The following is an 18039-nucleotide window of genomic DNA, read 5'->3' as shown; positions in this document are numbered from 1 at the left end:
GGTCAATGCCACTAGAGGACAGAAAAGGAATTTGAAGAAATTACCTGTGCTTAAAGCAATATACTCAATACAAGTTATCTGCATGATTTATTTTGCAGCAGTTTGCACAATAGCTACGCTTCCGTTTAAAGGCTTTTTTTGTGAAACCACACCTAAACCAGAGGCGCACAGAGGCGCATTTTTGAACTGTTGGCGCTATTCATTGGGACTTCGGCTGACATCACCGGAAGAGTAATCCACAAATTTCATGGGAGATATCCACAAATCGGTTGCGGGTCTCGTAGAAGGTCGTATTCTAAAATCACTACATTTGCTCTCTTTGATTGAGACTACATGAGTACAGAGGCGTATCAACACATTCACATGATTGCCATCGGAGGTAGCATTATGCATAACCTCGCCCTGGCATTGCACCGGAAAGGCCTGAAAGTAACAGGCTCAGACGATGAGATTTTTGAACCGGCCAAAGGCCGATTAGCAGCCGAAGGGTTACTCCCCGAAGCAGAAGGCTGGTTCCCCGAAAAGCTTCATTCCCGCCCTGATGCCGTGATTGTGGGCATGCACGCCCGCCCGGATAACCCCGAGCTGCTCTACGCCCAGGAACACAACATTCCTATTTTCTCTTTCCCCGAGTTCATCTACGAGCAGTCAAAGAACAAGCAGCGCATTGTGATTGCGGGCAGCCATGGAAAGACGTCCATCACGTCTATCATCCTGCACGTACTGAAATACCATAACCGCCAGTTTGACTATGCAGTAGGTGCCCAGCTGGAAGGCTTTGACCTGATGGTGAAACTCACCGAGGACGCTCCTATCATTATCATTGAAGGCGATGAGTACCTGTCCTCCCCTATTCAGCGCGTGCCCAAGATCCATAAGTACCACCACCACATTGGCGTGATCAGCGGTATATCGTGGGACCACATCAACGTGTTCCCCACGGAGGAAAATTACCGCGAGCAGTTCCGCATTTTCGTGGACATGACGCCAAAAGCAGGCACCCTTATTTACAACCAGGACGATGAGCAGGTGCAGGAAGTATGCGTGCCCAACAACTCAGACGTGAATTATATTGGGTACACCATCCACGAGCACAAAATCAAGAAAAGCGGCAAAACCGTGCTCAAAACCAAAAAGGATGATGTAGAAATCCAATTATTCGGTGAGCACAACCTGCGCAACATCAGCGCAGCCAAAGAAGTCTGCAAGCAAATCGGTATTAAAGGACAGGCATTCTATGAGGCATTGGCTACCTTCAAAGGAGCCGCCCGCCGTCTGGAGAAAATAGGTGAGAACGAGCACACACTGGTCTACAAAGATTTCGCGCACGCACCGTCTAAGCTGAAAGCCACGTCTGAGGCACTGAAAAAGCAATTCCCAGACCGCCAGCTGATTGCCTGCCTGGAGCTGCACACCTTCAGCAGTTTGAATAAAGACTTTCTTCCGCAATACAAAGGCACGTTCCTGTCACCAGACGTGAAGATTGTCTACTTTAACCCGAAGACCTTGGAACACAAGCGCATGCCTCCGCTGGACCCACAGGATTTAAAGGCGGCCTTCGGCGATGAAGGAATAGAAGTGTACACCGATAACCAGGCCCTGCAGGAGTTTCTGCTCAGCAACAACTGGAAAGACAAAAACCTGCTCATGATGACATCTGGCAACTTCGGGAACCTGGACTTGCAGAAACTGGCAGATACCATCACCGCTTCTTAAACCAAGTCAATGAAATTACATCTGCGCAAACCCATTGTCTTCTTTGACCTGGAAACCACGGGAGTGGACATCTGCCGCGACCGAATCGTGGAAATAAGCATGCTCAAGGTGATGCCTAACGGTGAGGAAATCCTCAAGACCACGCGTGTCAACCCCACCATTCCTATTCCCATTGAGTCCAGCATGATTCACAAAATCTACGACGATGACGTGGCTGATTGCCCTACCTTCGCCAAGCTGGCTCGGTCGTTGGATGAATTTCTGAAAGGCTGTGATCTGGGCGGTTTTAACCTCATCAAGTTTGACATTCCCTTGCTGGCCGAGGAGTTTCTGCGCGTAGACATTGACTTTGACATTGAGAACCGCTCCATTGTAGACGTGTGCCGCATCTTCCACATGATGGAACAGCGCACCCTCTCAGCGGCTTACAAGTTCTACTGCAACAAACCGCTGGAGAACGCCCACTCCGCCGAGGCGGACACCATTGCCACCTACGAAATTTTGAAATCACAAGTGGAAATGTATGACCAGGTGCCTCTCCCCGGAGCCGAAGACCAGGCCATATTCCCAGTGCAGAACGACATGCAGGCCCTGCACAAATTCACCTTCCAGAAAACCGCTGACCTCTCTGGCCGCATTGTGTACAACAGTAACGGTGTAGAGGTCTTTAATTTCGGGAAGCATAAGAACGTGTCAGTGGAAGATGTGCTGAAGAAAGAACCCAGCTACTATGACTGGATGATGAAAGGCGACTTCCCGCTTTACACCAAGAAGGTGCTGACCCGCATCAAGCTTAGAGGTGCTTTGCAGCAGACAGCTTTGAAACTGTGATCAGAATCAGCTTATAAGACTCTAGCAATCCGTTAAGGGCCGTTTTATTGAAAACCGCCAAGAAACAGAAAGGCCTCTTTCAGATGAAAGAGGCCTTTCTGTTTAGGAGTATCAAGGGGTTCCTACTTTGCTTTGTCAGATTTCAGTAACAAGGCAATCAGAACGGTACTGAAGATAAACCACTTTGTTCTTGCTTTCATGGCCTAGCGGGCTTTGTAGTATTTTCTGGCTTCTGGTAGGTTCTTCTGGATATCCGCAATCCTAGTCTCGTTGGAAGGGTGCGTGCTCAGCAGTTCAGGTGGTGATTGCCCGTTGCTGGAGGCAGCCATTCTTTCCCAGAAGGAAAGCGCGGCTTCGGGGTTGTATCCGGCCATGGCCATAAAGATCAAGCCTAAACGGTCGGCTTCAGATTCTTGGGTACGACCCCACTTTAAAAGAACACCTTGCGCGCCAATACCGTAGGCCGCATTGATCACCTGAGAAGAAGCTCCTCCGCTCAAAGATCCCAAAGTAGCGCCCCCGTATTGGGCTAACAACTGCTGACTGATGCGCTCATTAGAATGCTTGGCAATAGCGTGGGCAATTTCGTGGCCCATCACTACCGCTAATCCGGTCTCGTTCTGGGTGATGGGCAGCAAGCCGGTGTACACAGCAGTTTTACCTCCGGCCATGGCAAAGGCATTCTGTTGTTTGTCATCCTGGATCAGGTTGAACTCCCACTGGTATCCTTCAAGCTGCGCCGAAGCTCCTTGTTGGCGCATGAAGGTTTCTACGGCGCCTTGGATACGCTGGCCTACTCGTTTCACCATAGCGGTTTGCGAGGCATTAGAAGACAATTTGCTTTGTTTCAACAGGTCATTGTAGGCCTGGAAAGACATCTGGATCACTTCCTGGTCACCCACCAGCGATACTTGCCGGCGGCCGGTGATAGGAACGGTGGTACACCCTACCATCAGCAGAACCGCCAACGAGAGAAGTGCATTTCTAAACATGCTCATTTTCATAGATAGATTAAGGTAATACAAAATAGATCCTGCTCCGGCGCTGCCCTCTGCATAGGAACGATGACCTATACGGAGAAAAAGAGACAAAGTGATAGCCGCTCAGAAATCCGGGGCAAATCTATGTTTATTCCCACATACAATTCCATGCCAATTTTATTTTTGAGGAAGTCTTTTTGACAGGCTTGAGGCGGCAGGGAGAATGTCCTATCTTTGAAAACAAAAAATTTCCTCATGAAAATACTTGCCATTGGTCGTAATTACGCCGAACATATTGCTGAGCTGAAAAACGAGGTACCAGACGAGCCCGTGATTTTCTTTAAACCAGATACCGCCGTTCTGCGCAACAACGAACCTTTCTACTTCCCAGATTACAGCACGGATATTCATTACGAGGTGGAGTTGGTGCTGCGCATCAGCAAGGAAGGCAAGAACATTCAACCCAAGTTCGCGGCCAAGTATTTTGACGCCATTGGCATAGGCATTGATTTTACCGCCCGCGATTTGCAAACGAAGGCAAAAACGAAAGGCCTGCCCTGGACCCTGGCCAAGGGCTTTAACGGCTCTGCCCCTATTTCCGACTTTTTACCGGTAGAAGAGTTCCCGGCGTTTGACAACATCAACTTCAGCCTGAAGCTGAACGGCGAGTTGAAGCAGCAGGGAAATTCAGGCATGATGATTCATGACTTCGGCGCGATTCTGGCGTATATGTCCCGGTTCATCACGCTTAAGAAAGGCGACTTGATTTTCACGGGAACGCCAGCAGGCGTGGGCCCGGTTAAAATAGGAGACAGACTTGAGGCGTTCATTGAAGACAAAAACCTATTGAATTTTGAAGTTAAGTAGCGTACGTCATTACCTAGTAGCATTTCTTTTGGGAACCGGCGGAGCAGCCATGGCACAAGCCCAACCTACTCCCCCAGCTCCTTTTACCGCCAATCCGTTTGCGTTCCCTATCAAACCCGGCACCCAGAACTTTCTATCTGGGAGCATGGGTGAAATACGACCAAACCACTTCCACGGCGGCATTGACATCAAAACCGAAGGCAAGATAGGTCTGCCGGTGTATGCCGCCGGAGATGGCTACATTTCGCGCGTAAAAATCTCCAGCTATGGTTACGGCAATCTGGTGTACATCACCCACCCCAACGGTTTGGTGACCACCTACGCCCACTTGCACCATTTTGCCCCGGCCTTGGGAGACCACATGCTGGCCTTGCAGTACCAGAAAAAGGATTTTGATGTAGAGGCGTTTTTCAACGAGTCGCAATTCCCGGTGAAGAAAGGCGACATCATAGCGTACTCTGGTAATACGGGCGGTTCCGGCGGGCCCCACCTCCACTTTGAGGTGCGCGATGCCAAAGACAACCTGCTTAACCCCTTGCGGTACGGCTTTGCCGAGATTGTAGACCAGATCCCTCCTACCGTCTATAACTTTGCCTTGATCCCACAGAGCATTGACGCGCGGGTAAAAGGAGAATTCACGCGCCGCGAGTTCACGCCGGTGAAGCAGGGCTCCACCTATACCATTGCTGATACCCTTTCGGCCTCTGGTCTCTTGGGACTGGAGATTCAAGCCATTGACCAGTACAACGGGGCCGCTAACACCAACGGGGTGCAGGCCATGGAGCTCAAAATTAACGGCGAAACCATATACCGGCACAACATTGACGGCATACCCTTTGAAAAGCAACGCCAGGTTTCAGCGCACATCAACTTCCCGGTTCTTAAGATCAATAACCGCGCGTTCCAGCGCCTGTACGTAGCCGATGGCAACACGCTGCCCATTTACGAAATAGACCATAACCGAGGCCGTTTTAGGGTAGAGGAAGGCAAAGTGTATGAGGTAGTAGCCGACCTGTTTGACTCTAACAAGAACATCTCCCAACTGCGCTTCTTTATCAAAGGAGAGAGCTCTGCCTACAAAGCCATGGGCACCCCGCAGGTAACCAAACCTAAGATCGGGCACGAGGTGATGGAAAGCTTCCTGAAGATCACCGTTGCCGATACCGCCAAAGAAGCCCGAAACCTGGATCTGTACATTGGCAATTACAAGTATGCCGTAATTCCGTCTTACACGACAAAGGCCGGATCGGTGTACCTGTACAATATGATTGGAGGTTTGCCAGATTCTGCTGAGGTGACTGGTACCCGCGTACGGTTTCCGTTTAACCACCTGGTACCTCCGGGCACAGAGTATTTGTACTCCAACCGTTACATGGACATCACCTTCCGGGAAAACTCTTTGTATGATACCCTTATCCTGCAAACCAACCGCGATGCGCAAGATGTTTTCAGCATCAACAACCCCTTGGTAACGCTTTTCCAGCCGGCTAAAGTGACCATTAGGCCCGCTAAGTTGCCGGTTGATAAATCTAAAGCTGCTGTTTATGCATTGGGCTGGGGAAAAGGAGCTGGTTTCCTGGGCGGCACCTGGAACGGAGACGCCATCACGTTTAGCGCTCGAGACTTGGGCAAGTTCAAAGTCCTGACCGACACCGTGGCTCCTACCATCAAGCTTAACAGCAAATCGGCAAACCAGATCAGTTTCAGAATCTGGGATAACCTGTCAGGCATCTCTTCCTGGAACTGCGAGGTCAATGGCCAATGGCTGTTGCTCAAGTGGGAGCACAAAACCTCTACCCTCACCTCAGAGAAGTTAGATAAAACTGTACCTTTGGCCGGAGAGGTGGTTTTGCGCGTGAAAGATGCTATGGGCAACGAAGCGGTTTACACCACAAAAATTTAATATTGCTGATTGTTGGTTGCTGATTGTTTTCTAAACAAAGACCCTCAAAGTCATTTAAGAGCAGAAGCCATTTAGGGGCTTTTTTCAGAAACCAGCTCCAAAGCCTGCTTTCGTAAACTGAGCAAACAACAATCAACAACAAACAATTAACAATAAAAAGCATGCTACAAATAGGTGATGCGGCCCCAGATTTTGAGGTGAAAGACCAGAACGGTGCGCCGGTGAAAATGAGTGATTTCAAAGGGAAGAAAGTAGTCCTTTACTTCTACCCTAAAGACGACACGCCCGGTTGTACCGCCCAGGCCTGTAACCTGCGTGACAACTATGATGCCCTGCTGGCTAAAGGTTACGTGGTGTTAGGGGTAAGCGTAGACGATGAAAAATCGCACCAGAAGTTCATCCAGAAGTTTGACCTGCCTTTCCCGCTGTTAGCCGATACCGAGCACGAGATTGTGGAGAAATACGGCGTGTGGCAGGAGAAAAGCATGTACGGCCGTAAATACATGGGCACCATGCGCTACACCTTCGTGATAGATGAGGAAGGTACCATTGAAGACATCATCACTAAGGTAGACACCAAGAACCATACAGCCCAGTTGCTGAAGTAATATTCAAGGGCTGCCACTCCTTAAACGGGAGCGGCAGCCCTTTGCTGTTTTCAGGGCACTTTGCTTAAATCAGGCGAAAAGCAGATATTACCGAAGAACGGCTTTTCCAATTTCAAACCTTACATCAATACATCATTCATATGAATCCATTCAACTACGACGCGGATCAACTGCTGAACGTGGCGCACCAGGTACGCCGCGACATCGTGCGCATGGTGCATGCTGTAAACTCAGGGCACCCGGGCGGCTCACTGGGCTGTACCGAATTTCTGGTGTCGCTGTATTTTCGGCAGATGACCCACAAGCCCGAGTTTGATATGAACGGCATCGGCGAAGACCTGTTCTTCCTGTCCAATGGGCACATATCACCAGTATGGTACAGCACACTGGCCAGAGCCGGTTACTTTGACCCTAAGGAATTAGCCACGTTCCGGAAGCTGAACTCCCGTTTACAGGGGCACCCGGCTACCGAGGAGCATTTACCGGGCATCAGAATCGCGTCTGGTTCACTGGGTCAAGGTCCATCGGTAGCCATTGGCGCCGCCCAGGTGAAAAAGCTGAACGGAGACGATAAATTGGTGTACGTGTTAACCGGCGATGGTGAGTTGGAGGAAGGCCAGATCTGGGAAGCCGCCATGTACGCCGCCCACCACAAGGTAGACAACTTCATCTGGACAGTAGACTACAATGGCCAGCAGATTGACGGTCCGGTAGACGCGGTGATGAGCTTAGGAAACCTTCGGGCCAAGTTTGAGGCCTTCGGCTGGAAAGTGCTGAACTGCGATAACGGAAACAACTTTGCCAGCCTGATTCCGGTGCTGGATGAAGCCAAAGCTTTGACAGGCCAGGGACAACCCATCTGCATTCTCATGAATACCCAAATGGGCTACGGCGTTGACTTCATGATGGGCTCGCACAAATGGCACGGCGTGGCGCCAAATGACGCCCAGTTAGAGCAAGCCCTGGTTCAGCTCAAAGAAACCCTCAACGACTATTAATTGACCTCAACCGGCAGGCTTTGACGTGCCTGCCCCTATTTTCTTCTGCGGTATGAAACTGGTGCGTTCTGTTTGCCTGTGGTGTGTCTGCCTCTTGTTAGGAGGTTTGCTGGCCCTGCCTGCTGCTGCGCAAAACGCCCCTGCCCCGCCGCCCAAGAAAACCCGCTTGTTGTTCTTGTTGGATGCCTCCGGCTCTATGCTGGCCAAATGGGAAGCCAGCCAACGATGGGCAGTGGCCAAAACCATGCTCGCCCGTATGGCCGATTCCTTGGACACCTACGCCAACCTGGAGATTGCCTTGCGTGTTTACGGGCACCAAACCCCGGTAAACCTCAAGAATTGCAAAGACACCAAACTGGAGGTTCCGTTTGCGGCCCATAATGCCGGAAACATCAAGAAAAAGCTGCAGCAGATTGTGCCCAAAGGAAATACCCCTATCACGTATTCCCTGGAGCAATCGGCGAATGACTTTCCCAAGGACCCTAACTCGCGTAACGTCATCATCATCATCACCGACGGCCTGGAAAGCTGCGGCGGAGATCCCTGTGCTACCTCGCTGGCTCTGCAGAAAAAGCGGGTATTCTTGAAGCCTTTTATCATTGGCTTGGGCGATGACCCGGGATATGCGCAGCAGTTTGGCTGCATGGGCCAGTATTACAATGCCTCAGACATCAAGACCTTTCAACAGGTGCTGGACAATGTAATAAAAATCGCCCTGAAGAAAACGACCGTATCGGTGGAGTTGACAGATGAAGCAGGCAGGCCGGTCGAAACCAACGTGAACATGACTTTCCTGAACAACGTGACGGGTCAGCCGGAGTATAACTTTGTGCACTACCTGGATGCCGCGGGCAAACCTGACATGCTGGAAATAGACGCTCTGCTTTCCTATAATTTGGTAGTTAACACTCTGCCGGCTGTACAGTTGCGAAACCTGGACATTAAACCCGGTCAGCACAATGTATTCAAAGTAAAAGCTCCTCAGGGTTATTTGTACCTGCGGCAAGACGCACCCACTTCCTACGGCTCCATGACAGCTTTGGTCAGGGCCAAAGGCGATGAGGAATTTCTGCAGACCCAACGATTTCCCAGTCAGCACAAATACTTGGTGGGCACTTATGAGGTAGAGCTATTGACCTTGCCGCGCATCAAAAGAACCGTCACCATTAAACAAGGTCAAGCCACCGAAATCACCTTCCCGCCCCCGGGTGCCCTTAACATCACCCAGGACCTGAAAGGCTACGGCAGTCTGTACTTGATTAAGAACGACGGCACCCAGGAATGGCTCTGGAATCTGCCCGAGGGCAGCAGTAAGATAAGTGTACCTTTACAGCCGGGCCGTTACCGGGTGGTGTACAGAATCAAATCGGCTAAAGGAAGCCGCTTTACAGATGTAAAGAATTTCAGTATTCAATCGAATTTAACGACTACGATAAAACTTTTCAATTAAGATGAAGGACTTCCCATACTCAGAATCTAAAGATACTCGCTCCGGTTTCGGGGCGGGCCTATTGGAACTTGGCCGCACGAATCCTAACGTGGTAGCCCTTTGCGCCGACCTGGTGGGCTCCCTTAAGATGGGCGATTTTATAAAGGAGTTTCCCGAGCGCTTTTTCCAAGTAGGGATTGCCGAAGCCAACATGATTGGTCTGGCCGCGGGGATGACTATTGGCGGTAAGATCCCGTTCACTGGTACGTTCGCTAACTTCTCTACGGGCCGTGTGTATGACCAAATCCGTCAGAGTGTGGCGTATTCCAGCAAGAACGTAAAGATCTGCGCTTCCCATGCGGGTTTGACGCTGGGGGAAGACGGCGCCACGCACCAGATCCTGGAAGATTTGGGCATGATGAAAATGTTGCCGCACATGACGGTGATCAACCCTTGTGACTTCAACCAAACCAAAGCCGCCACCATCGCTATTGCCGAATACGAAGGTCCGGTGTATTTGCGCTTTGGCCGTCCGGTAGTGCCTAACTTCACCCCTGCCGATCAGAAATTTGAAATTGGCAAAGCCCTGATGTTGAATGAAGGTAAAGACGTGACCATCCTTGCCACCGGGCATTTGGTTTGGAAAGCGATTCTGGCCGGTAAGCTGTTATCAGAGCAAGGCATTGACGCCGAGATCATCAATATTCACACCATTAAGCCGTTAGATACAGAAGCCATTTTAGCCTCTGTGCGCAAGACAGGTTGCGTGGTGACCGCCGAGGAGCATAACTATATGGGTGGCCTAGGCGAGTCAGTGGCCCGCGTGTTGGCCCAGCAGTTGCCTACCCCACAAGAGTTTGTGGCTGTGAACGACACCTTCGGGGAGAGCGGCACTCCGGAACAGTTGATGGAGAAGTATGGTTTGAACGAGCAAAGCATTGTGGCCGCCGTTCAGCGGGTAATGGCCCGTAAGTAATCATGAATTGTTTATTGCTGATGGTTGGGCTCTTACCCAAAACATGATGGAGCGATCAAAAGTCTTATTATAATAGCAACAGTTCTCCTTTCTGTTTCAGGCTCTGTTTTTAGAAATATAGTCTGAAACAGAAAGGAGGCCCCATCAACACCATCAGAGTCAATCCATCAGCAATAAACAATCTTTAGAATTCTTTGGAAGACAAAGAAATATTAGAAAAATTTCAGCACCCAGATTCAAGAAATCTGGCATTTAACCAGCTGGTGCGCAAGTACCAGCAAAAGGTGTACTGGCACGTACGCAAAATGGTCATTGACCATGACGATGCCGATGACCTTACCCAGGAGGTGTTCGTGAAAGTATGGACGCACCTGGAAAATTTCCGGAAAGATTCTCAGCTCTACACCTGGATCTACCGCATTGCCACCAACGAGTGCCTCAACTTCCTGAGCGCTAAAAAGAAACGCTTCTTTCTGCCCATCCACGACGTGGCCGCCGAGCTCTCCGAGAAGCTGGATTCCACGGATACCCTCACCGGCGACGAGATCCAACTGAAACTCCAGAAGGCACTTCTGCGTCTGCCCGACAAGCAACGGCTGGTCTTCAACATGAAATACTTTGATGAGATGAAGTACGAGGAAATCTCTGAGATCCTGGGTACCTCGGTGGGAGCGCTTAAGGCCTCTTACCACATCGCTGTAAAAAAAATTGAAGAATATTTAAAAAAAGATTAAACCACAGGCCTCTTAACGCATCTAAGAAACAGATGGAAAGGAAACAGGAGTTTGATATGGCAGATTTACCCAAAGATCCGGGGTTTAAGGTACCGGAGCATTATTTTGATGCCTTGCCTACCCGCATTATGCAGCGAACGGCTTATGCCTCAGCAAAGACGGCCTCTCCGGTTTCTTGGTTCTGGCAGCTAAGGACCGCCGTAGCTGGTGCTTCCCTGGGGGTAGTGTTTGCCTTGTCTTTCCTGGCCACGCAGTACTTTGACGCGACCCCTGCCCCAAACATGGTAATGGCCCAGATCTCGCAGAAAGACATTTACCAGTATCTGGTGAACCACGAAGACTTGGAAACCGCTGACCTGGCTGAGGTTCCTGCCGTCAAACCAAACCAGTCTCTGGAGTTTCTGGATGTCAGGAACTCAGACATAAGTGAAGAGCAAACAAAGGAGTTGTTGGAAGAAGAGTTGGAGAATCAATAAAAGAAGTAGAATGAAGAGTATAAAGTTGCTGTTTCTGTTTCTGATGCTTTTGGTAGGATCGATTTCCTACGGGCAGGGCCAGAAAAAAGAGACGCCCGAAGAACGCAAGGCACGCATAGAAAAGATTGAGACCGCCAAGATCGCCTTCATCACGGATAAGGTAAACCTCACTGGTGATCAGGCACAGCGTTTCTGGCCCGTTTACCAGGAACATGACCGCCGCCGAAACGAACTCCGCCAGAAAAGCCGTCCTTACAAAGAGCAGAACCTAAACGCCCTTTCTGAGGAGCAGATTCAGGCAGGATTAGAGGCCCGCCTGAACCTTCGGCAACGCGAATTGGATCTGGAAAGAGAGTACATGGACAAATACCTGCGCATCATCAGCCCAAAACAGTTAGCCTTGTTTTACCGCGCCGAGCGGGAGTTCACAAAGCTCCTGTTGGAGCGTTTGCAAACTGCCAGCAAATAAAGAAATGGTTTTAGTGTAGAGAGGGAGGCTTGCGCCTCCCTTTTTGTTTTAAAGGTGTTTTGAGGAAAGTGCCCCTAGAAATTATGTGGAACCGCTTACTCACCCTCCTTTATGGTGTTTGTGAAAGGGGGTTGCCTCTGTCCCCGTAGGGAAAACATTCCTGTAATTACGGCCATATCGTCGCCATGTTGAACACAGCTCCACTGTTGGAGGTGAGCGAAGAAGGATAAGTATTCTTCTTTAAACTGGTTATTCCCTGCTTTCAGCTGATCTTCCTTGAAGACCCCGCGCCTACCAGCAATCTTCGTATCTTTGCGGCTGACTAAAATTCAAATAATATGCTTTCTCCCCGCCAGCTTTTCCTTCAACACCAAGCCCAGACCACAGATTTCCCTTTGCTTTTAGAGGTTGAGCGGGCCGAGGGCGTTTACATGTACGGACCTACAGGGGAGCAGTATTTGGATTTGATCTCGGGGATTGGCGTGAGCAATGTGGGGCATCGGCACCCAAGGGTTTTACAGGCCATTCAGGAGCAGTTAGACAAGTACCTGCATTTGATGGTGTACGGCGAGATTGTGCAGGCCCCACCTGCCCGGTTGGCCCATGCCTTGGCGCAAACCCTTCCGGCAGGCCTGGACAACGTGTATTTTGTTTCCTCGGGTAGTGAAGCCGTAGAAGGTGCCTGCAAGTTGGCTAAGCGGTTCACGGGCCGTACTGAGTTGGTGGCTTTTGAGAATGCGTACCATGGCTCCACCCAAGGTTCCTTGTCCTTGAACGGATCAGAAAGCTTTAAGCGGGCGTTCCGGCCTCTGCTCCCCGATGTACGTCACATCCGCCACAACCAAGCGGAAGATCTGGCCCAAATCACGTCCCGCACCGCCGCCGTTATTTTGGAGACGGTACAGGGAGAAGCCGGGGTAAGGGTGCCCACCGTGGAATACCTTCAAGCGTTGCAACAGCGGTGCCGCGAGGTGGGCGCCTTGCTCATCCTGGACGAGATCCAAAGCGGTTTTGGCCGGACCGGTACTTTCTGGGCTTTTGAACAGTTTAACGTAGTGCCCGATATCCTTACCTGTGCCAAAGGCATGGGCGGCGGCATGCCCATTGGCGCCTTTATTTCCCGCCAAGAAATCATGCACTCGTTGAAGAATGACCCTATGCTGGGCCACATCACCACCTTTGGCGGGCATCCGGTTTCCTGTGCGGCTTCCCTGGCTACCCTGCAGGTAATCCAGGAAGAAGGCTTATTGACGCAAGTACCCGCCAAGGCCGCTCGGTTCAAAGAACGCTTGGTGCACCCCGCCATTAGTGAAATCAGGAACCTGGGCTTGATGATGGCGGTGGAGTTTGCGTCTTTTGAAGTCGTAAAACCTATCATTGACAAAGCCATCCTGAAAGGCGCCCTTACCGACTGGTTTCTGTTCTGCGATAAATCCATGCGCATTGCCCCTCCCCTCACCATCACCTTTCCGGAGATAGACGAAGCCTGCGACATCATTCTGGCGGCTATTGAAGAAGAAGTGCGTTCTTAGGCTTTTTCTCTGAAAACAAGCCAAAATCCCCTTTATTTTATTCCTGAACCTTTTAGCCCCTCTAGCAGTACAAGACACGAATTAGAATAAGCTTATTACTGGCCTTTCTTACCGTTCCCCAAAGAAACCGACATTCACGTTTAATCTCGCGCTGCCCCTATGGAGATAGCTTTAGTTCTCTTCTTACTTCTGGCTGCTGTCGCGCTTTTCGCCTCAGAAAAGCTCTCCGTTGATATAGTCACCATCATCCTGTTGATTATCTTAACCAGTTTTAAAATCATCACGCCAGAAGAAGCTTTCTCGGGGTTTAGTAGTGATTTCATCATTATCCTGGCTTCTATTTTCGTGATAGGAACGGCGCTGGAAGACACGGGTATTCTGGACTTTCTGGTCAACTGGCTCATGCGCCATGCCGGGCACCGGCCCAATACCCTGCTGTTCTCCATTATGTTCTTCCCGGGTCTGGTCTCGGCGTTCATGAACAACACCACCGTTACCGCCCTTTTTGTTACCCCCATTGTGGGGGTAGCCAAGAAGATGCGTACCAGCAGTTCGAAATTCTTGATGCCCTTAGCATACGCCTCCATCCTGGGTGGCACCTGTACCCTTATTGGAACCTCCACCAACGTAGCGGTGAGTGGATACATGAGCAAGGCAGGGTATGAACCCTTCGGTTTCTTTGAGTTCAGCGCGGTAGGGCTGGTCATCTTTGTGGTAGGAATCGCCTACATGATGACCATTGGTAAGCGCATGTTGCCCAACACAGCCACCATTGCCTTGACCACCCGGTACAACATCAAAACCTACTTGACCGAGATTGTGGTGCAGGAAGACTCCCCTTTGATTGGGCAGGTGGCGTTCACTTCTGACCTTTCAAAGATGGGTTTCCGGATTCTGAACATTATCCGGAACAAGGAGAATTTCCTTCCCGATTACCGAACCCGTATCAGACCCAGCGATGTGCTATTGGTGGAAGGGGAAATGGGCGACCTCATCAAAGTAAAAGAAACCAAGGGAATCCAGATTCTGGCAGATGTGATCGTGGAGGACGATCTGGTGGGAGGTGACATCCGGTTGGCCGAGATCCTGATCACCGGCAAATCTGATCTCCTCAAAAACTCCATAAAGCAAGTTGAGTTTCAGCGCCGCTTCGGGTTGGTGGTACTGGCGGTATCCCGGCAAGGCGAAACCATCAGAACCAAGATTGGCGATGTGCAGTTGCAGTTGGGTGACATGCTGTTGGTGCAGGGCCCCGCCGAGCGCCTAGAGTATATCAGGACAAATCAGCACCTAGCGGTATTAGATGAGTTTAAGCCTATCATGTTCAAGAAACGGAAAGGCATACTAACCCTCAGTTTCTTTTTCCTGGCCATCTTGCTGGGGAGCTTCAATGTGTTGCCGCTTTCAATTTGTTTTCTGGGGGCCGCTTTACTGAGCGTCTTGTTTAAGTGTATTACCACGGACAGGGCGTACCAAGTGATTGACTGGCGCCTGCTTATCTTAATTGGCGGGATGACTGCTTTTGGGTTGGCCATGGAAAACACCGGGGCCGACAAATTCCTGGCAAACGGGATTGTGAACCTGCTAGAGCCTTTCGGAACTATTGTCATCCTGGCCGGTTTCGCGATTCTAACGGTATTTTTGACCCAACCTATGTCCAACGCCGCCGCTGCCTTGGTGGTATTGCCGGTAGCCTTGCAGACGGCTATTCAACTAGATGCCAACCCTCGTAGCTTTGCCATAGCCATCATGCTATCGGCTTCGGTTTCGCTGGTGACGCCCTTTGAGCCTTCCTGTATTCTGGTGTATGGCCCGGGAAAGTACACGTTCAAAGATTTCCTTAAAATTGGCTCGGGCCTCACCTTTTTGCTCGTTGTCCTCATCCTGGTCATAGTCCCTATTTTCTGGCCTTTGTAATACAGTTTTAATCGTTTCAAGGGAAAAGAGCCTTAAATCCGAAATCGGTAAAGTAGCCCCGCAAGGAATTCATGCGTACACAAAACCAAACTGATGTACAAATGAACCGAATCCTTCCGCTTTTATTACTGCTTTGGGGCTGTTCTCCTGAAAAGGCCCAGGAAACGATTGCCACGGAGACACCCGCCGCTGACACCGCTGCTTTGGACCAGGTAGTAGACTCCGTGACCAATACCCGGATTGACGGCACGGCCACTACCACTCTGCCTGTAGACGTAAAGCAACAATTGCCCGCAGAGTTGGAGGTTCACCTGGACAGAACCCATGGGCTTTGGCAACTGCCAACGCTTACCACCTTTGACGTGCAGCGCATCCCACGGGAAGAGCAAGGCCCCTATTTTCTGCAAGCCGATTTCAACGGAGACAAGAATCTAGACTACGCCGTCCAGATTGTGGAGCGGGATTCGGCTTTTGTGTACGTTTTCTTGAAAAGTGCCCCAAATGAGTTTCAGGAGTACCTGCTGGAGCACGACCAGTTGTATGATATAGAGGAAAAGAAAAGAAGTATCAGGTATCTGCGGCTGGCGAAGAAAACAGACAGTTACTATGATTATGTCACTCGCAGAAAAGACATTGTTTTACCGCATGATGGCATCTCAGTGGGGGCTGAGAATTACACGGCCACATACGTTTGGGAAAAGGGGAAATTCAGGAAATACGAAACTGGAGATTAGAGCGGCTTGGCAAAAGATAGCCTTTATTGAAGCTCCAGAAAATGAATGGCTTCGTCCTTGATCTCCTCGCGGGAAAGGCCATCTTTCACGCCCGTGGTGATCTTTTTGACCAGCACGCCAACTACAGCCTTCCGGAAACCCATTTTGGTGGCTATGTCAATGCAGAAATCCATCTCACTGTCATCCACAATGCCGTCGGCCAACATCATTTCCACCAAGTCATAGATCTGGTCAAACCTATCCATGTCATTGTTGGGCATGGTGAGTTTCACGTTACCGCAATTGGCCAGTAAAGCCCGCACATCCTGCGCCCGCATTCCCTTGCGTTCACCAATGGCAATGATGTGTTCCATCTCCGCCGAGTCTATATGCCCATCAATTTTAGCCAACGCCCCTAAATTAACAATATGGCTTTTAAGCCGCTTTGTTTCCTCACTTTCAAAAATTGAAAACATAGAGTTAGATGATTGGTGGTTGAAGATATTTTCCGGTCTTGCCTCGGTCCTGCGCAAAAATTGCACATTATCATTTTGACCATATAATTTACGAAATTTCATAAAAAATCGCTGCCCCAATTGGTGAAAAGTATCCATATTTTTCTTCACAGCTCTTTTTAAGGTTCTTATTGCAGAAAATCCTTAGAATCAAGAAGACAGCAGAAAGAAGCCACCAGAGAGTTTTTGGGGACAGAGTAGGCAAAAAGCTTGAGTTTTCTTCGGTAATGCCTTACTTTGCGGCTCGTTTTAGAAATTAAGATGAAGAAAATAGCTGTTTTTACGTCTGGGGGAGATGCCCCGGGCATGAATGCCTGTATTCGCGCAGTAGTGCGGACGGCAGTTTACCATAAATTAGAAGTGTACGGAATTGGTCGTGGCTACAATGGCATGATCCAGGGAGAGATCTATCGGTTATTCTCCCACTCTGTGAGCAATATTATCCAAAAAGGCGGTACCATCCTTAAATCAGCAAGGTGCCTTGAGTTCCAGACACCCGAGGGCAGAAAAAGAGCCTTTGAGCAAATCTCCAAGTTCGGGATTGAGGGCATTGTGGCCATAGGAGGAAACGGGACCTTTACTGGTGCCCAAATCTTCCATGAAGAATACGGCATTCCTATCATCGGTTGCCCAGGCACCATTGACAACGACCTTTTCGGCACCGATTACACCATCGGATATGACACTGCCGTAAACACCGCCCTTGACGCCATTGACAAAATCAGAGACACCGCCGACAGCCATGAGCGCGTGTTCTTTGTGGAAGTGATGGGCCGTGACTCTGGCTACATTGCCTTGCCTTGCGCCATTGGCGGCGGGGCCGAGATGGTGATGATACCGGAAACCATTACCTCTATGTCTGAGGTGATTGAAACCCTGCAGCAAGGCTGGCGCCGATCCAAAACCTCGTTCATTATCATTGTGGCCGAAGGTGATGATGAAGGCGGAGCCACCGAGATTGCCGCTAAAGTAAAACAAGCCCTTCCGCAAATGGACGCCAAGGTGACCATCATTGGCCACGTGCAACGCGGAGGTACCCCTACTGCCGCTGACCGCCTGTTGAGCAGTCAGATGGGAATGGCCGCCGTGGAAGGCCTTATTGCGGGCCGCTCTAATGAAATGGTGGGCGTGATGAATGGCGAGATCGTCTACACCCCTTTCCATGACACCATCACCAAGAAAAAACCAATCAGCGAGAGCTTCCTGAAACTGGTGGAGGTATTAAGCGTGTAATTTTCCAGAGAGCTTTTTCAAACTGTGAAAAGCGTTTTGAGGCCTGTTTCATCACACAGGCCTCAAAACGCTTTATGCATTTCATGCTAAAAGTAAATGGATGTTTGATGGTTCATCTTTCCTTTGTTCTAAGGAAAGGCTA

At 50.1% G+C, this 18039-nt stretch carries 17 protein-coding genes; 15 read left to right on the top strand and 2 right to left on the bottom strand.

All coding sequences use genetic code 11. The annotated features are described in order from the left end of the window. Positions 1-333 precede the first annotated feature (333 nt). The gene (locus tag ACW9SV_RS18835; protein WP_479558315.1) at positions 334-1716 is read left to right on the top strand and encodes a UDP-N-acetylmuramate--L-alanine ligase; all 1383 of its coding nucleotides are present in this window, start codon (positions 334-336) and stop codon (positions 1714-1716) included. A gap of 9 nt (positions 1717-1725) precedes the next feature. Continuing rightward, positions 1726-2547, top strand: a complete 822-nt coding sequence (locus tag ACW9SV_RS18830) for an exonuclease domain-containing protein (protein ID WP_479558314.1) — start codon at positions 1726-1728, stop codon at positions 2545-2547. A 203-nt stretch (positions 2548-2750) separates the two neighbouring features. Here ACW9SV_RS18830 and ACW9SV_RS18825 read toward each other — a convergent pair whose 3' ends face one another. Then, positions 2751-3539, bottom strand: coding sequence for a M48 family metallopeptidase (locus ACW9SV_RS18825; protein ID WP_479558313.1), 789 nt, complete (start codon positions 3537-3539; stop codon positions 2751-2753). Positions 3540-3782: 243 nt separating this feature from the next. Here ACW9SV_RS18825 and ACW9SV_RS18820 point away from each other — a divergent pair, with 243 nt between their 5' ends. The 12 genes from ACW9SV_RS18820 (at position 3783) to ACW9SV_RS18765 (ending at position 16170) form a co-directional block, all read left to right on the top strand. Next, entirely contained in the window at positions 3783-4394 is a 612-nt protein-coding gene (locus ACW9SV_RS18820) for a fumarylacetoacetate hydrolase family protein (RefSeq protein ID WP_479558312.1), read from the top strand. Then, entirely contained in the window at positions 4381-6297 is a 1917-nt protein-coding gene (locus ACW9SV_RS18815) for a M23 family metallopeptidase (RefSeq protein WP_479558311.1), read from the top strand. The genes ACW9SV_RS18820 and ACW9SV_RS18815 overlap by 14 nt, the downstream gene beginning before the upstream one ends. Positions 6298-6458: 161 nt before the next feature. After that, positions 6459-6905: a thioredoxin-dependent thiol peroxidase gene (gene bcp / locus ACW9SV_RS18810; RefSeq protein WP_479558310.1), complete on the top strand. Its 447-nt coding sequence runs from the start codon at positions 6459-6461 to the stop codon at positions 6903-6905. Positions 6906-7045: 140 nt separating this feature from the next. After that, on the top strand, positions 7046-7903 hold the full coding sequence (locus ACW9SV_RS18805) for a transketolase (protein ID WP_479558309.1): 858 nt from the start codon (positions 7046-7048) through the stop codon (positions 7901-7903). 52 nt (positions 7904-7955) lie between these two features. Continuing rightward, positions 7956-9353 (top strand): vWA domain-containing protein, encoded by a 1398-nt coding sequence (locus ACW9SV_RS18800; RefSeq protein ID WP_479558308.1) that lies wholly within the window; start codon positions 7956-7958, stop codon positions 9351-9353. 1 nt (position 9354) lies between these two features. Beyond that, complete coding sequence (locus ACW9SV_RS18795; protein ID WP_479558307.1) at positions 9355-10308, top strand: transketolase family protein; 954 nt, start codon at positions 9355-9357, stop codon at positions 10306-10308. A 194-nt stretch (positions 10309-10502) separates the two neighbouring features. Next, positions 10503-11042: an RNA polymerase sigma factor gene (locus ACW9SV_RS18790; RefSeq protein WP_479558306.1), complete on the top strand. Its 540-nt coding sequence runs from the start codon at positions 10503-10505 to the stop codon at positions 11040-11042. 32 nt (positions 11043-11074) lie between these two features. Further along, complete coding sequence (locus ACW9SV_RS18785; protein ID WP_479558305.1) at positions 11075-11518, top strand: hypothetical protein; 444 nt, start codon at positions 11075-11077, stop codon at positions 11516-11518. Positions 11519-11528: 10 nt separating this feature from the next. Further along, positions 11529-11987, top strand: a complete 459-nt coding sequence (locus tag ACW9SV_RS18780; RefSeq protein WP_479558304.1) for a Spy/CpxP family protein refolding chaperone — start codon at positions 11529-11531, stop codon at positions 11985-11987. A 338-nt stretch (positions 11988-12325) separates the two neighbouring features. Then, positions 12326-13519 (top strand): aspartate aminotransferase family protein, encoded by a 1194-nt coding sequence (locus ACW9SV_RS18775; RefSeq protein ID WP_479558303.1) that lies wholly within the window; start codon positions 12326-12328, stop codon positions 13517-13519. A gap of 159 nt (positions 13520-13678) precedes the next feature. Further along, positions 13679-15436, top strand: a complete 1758-nt coding sequence (locus ACW9SV_RS18770; protein WP_479558302.1) for an SLC13 family permease — start codon at positions 13679-13681, stop codon at positions 15434-15436. 101 nt (positions 15437-15537) lie between these two features. Then, complete coding sequence (locus ACW9SV_RS18765) at positions 15538-16170, top strand: hypothetical protein (protein ID WP_479558301.1); 633 nt, start codon at positions 15538-15540, stop codon at positions 16168-16170. Positions 16171-16193: 23 nt separating this feature from the next. On the opposite strand, the gene ACW9SV_RS18760 is transcribed toward ACW9SV_RS18765, so the two are convergent. Next, the gene (locus tag ACW9SV_RS18760) at positions 16194-16625 is read right to left on the bottom strand and encodes a tellurite resistance TerB family protein (protein WP_479558300.1); all 432 of its coding nucleotides are present in this window, start codon (positions 16623-16625) and stop codon (positions 16194-16196) included. A gap of 300 nt (positions 16626-16925) precedes the next feature. Between ACW9SV_RS18760 and pfkA the strand changes: the two genes are divergently transcribed. Next, positions 16926-17897 carry a 6-phosphofructokinase gene (gene pfkA, locus ACW9SV_RS18755; protein WP_479558299.1) on the top strand — a complete coding sequence of 324 codons (972 nt, stop codon included), beginning with the start codon at positions 16926-16928 and terminating at the stop codon, positions 17895-17897. Positions 17898-18039 lie beyond the last annotated feature (142 nt).

The organism is Rufibacter sp. JT20002 (genome assembly GCF_056491185.1).
Note: the sequence above shows the minus strand (reverse complement) of the source record. Positions and strands in the feature narration are given on the sequence as shown.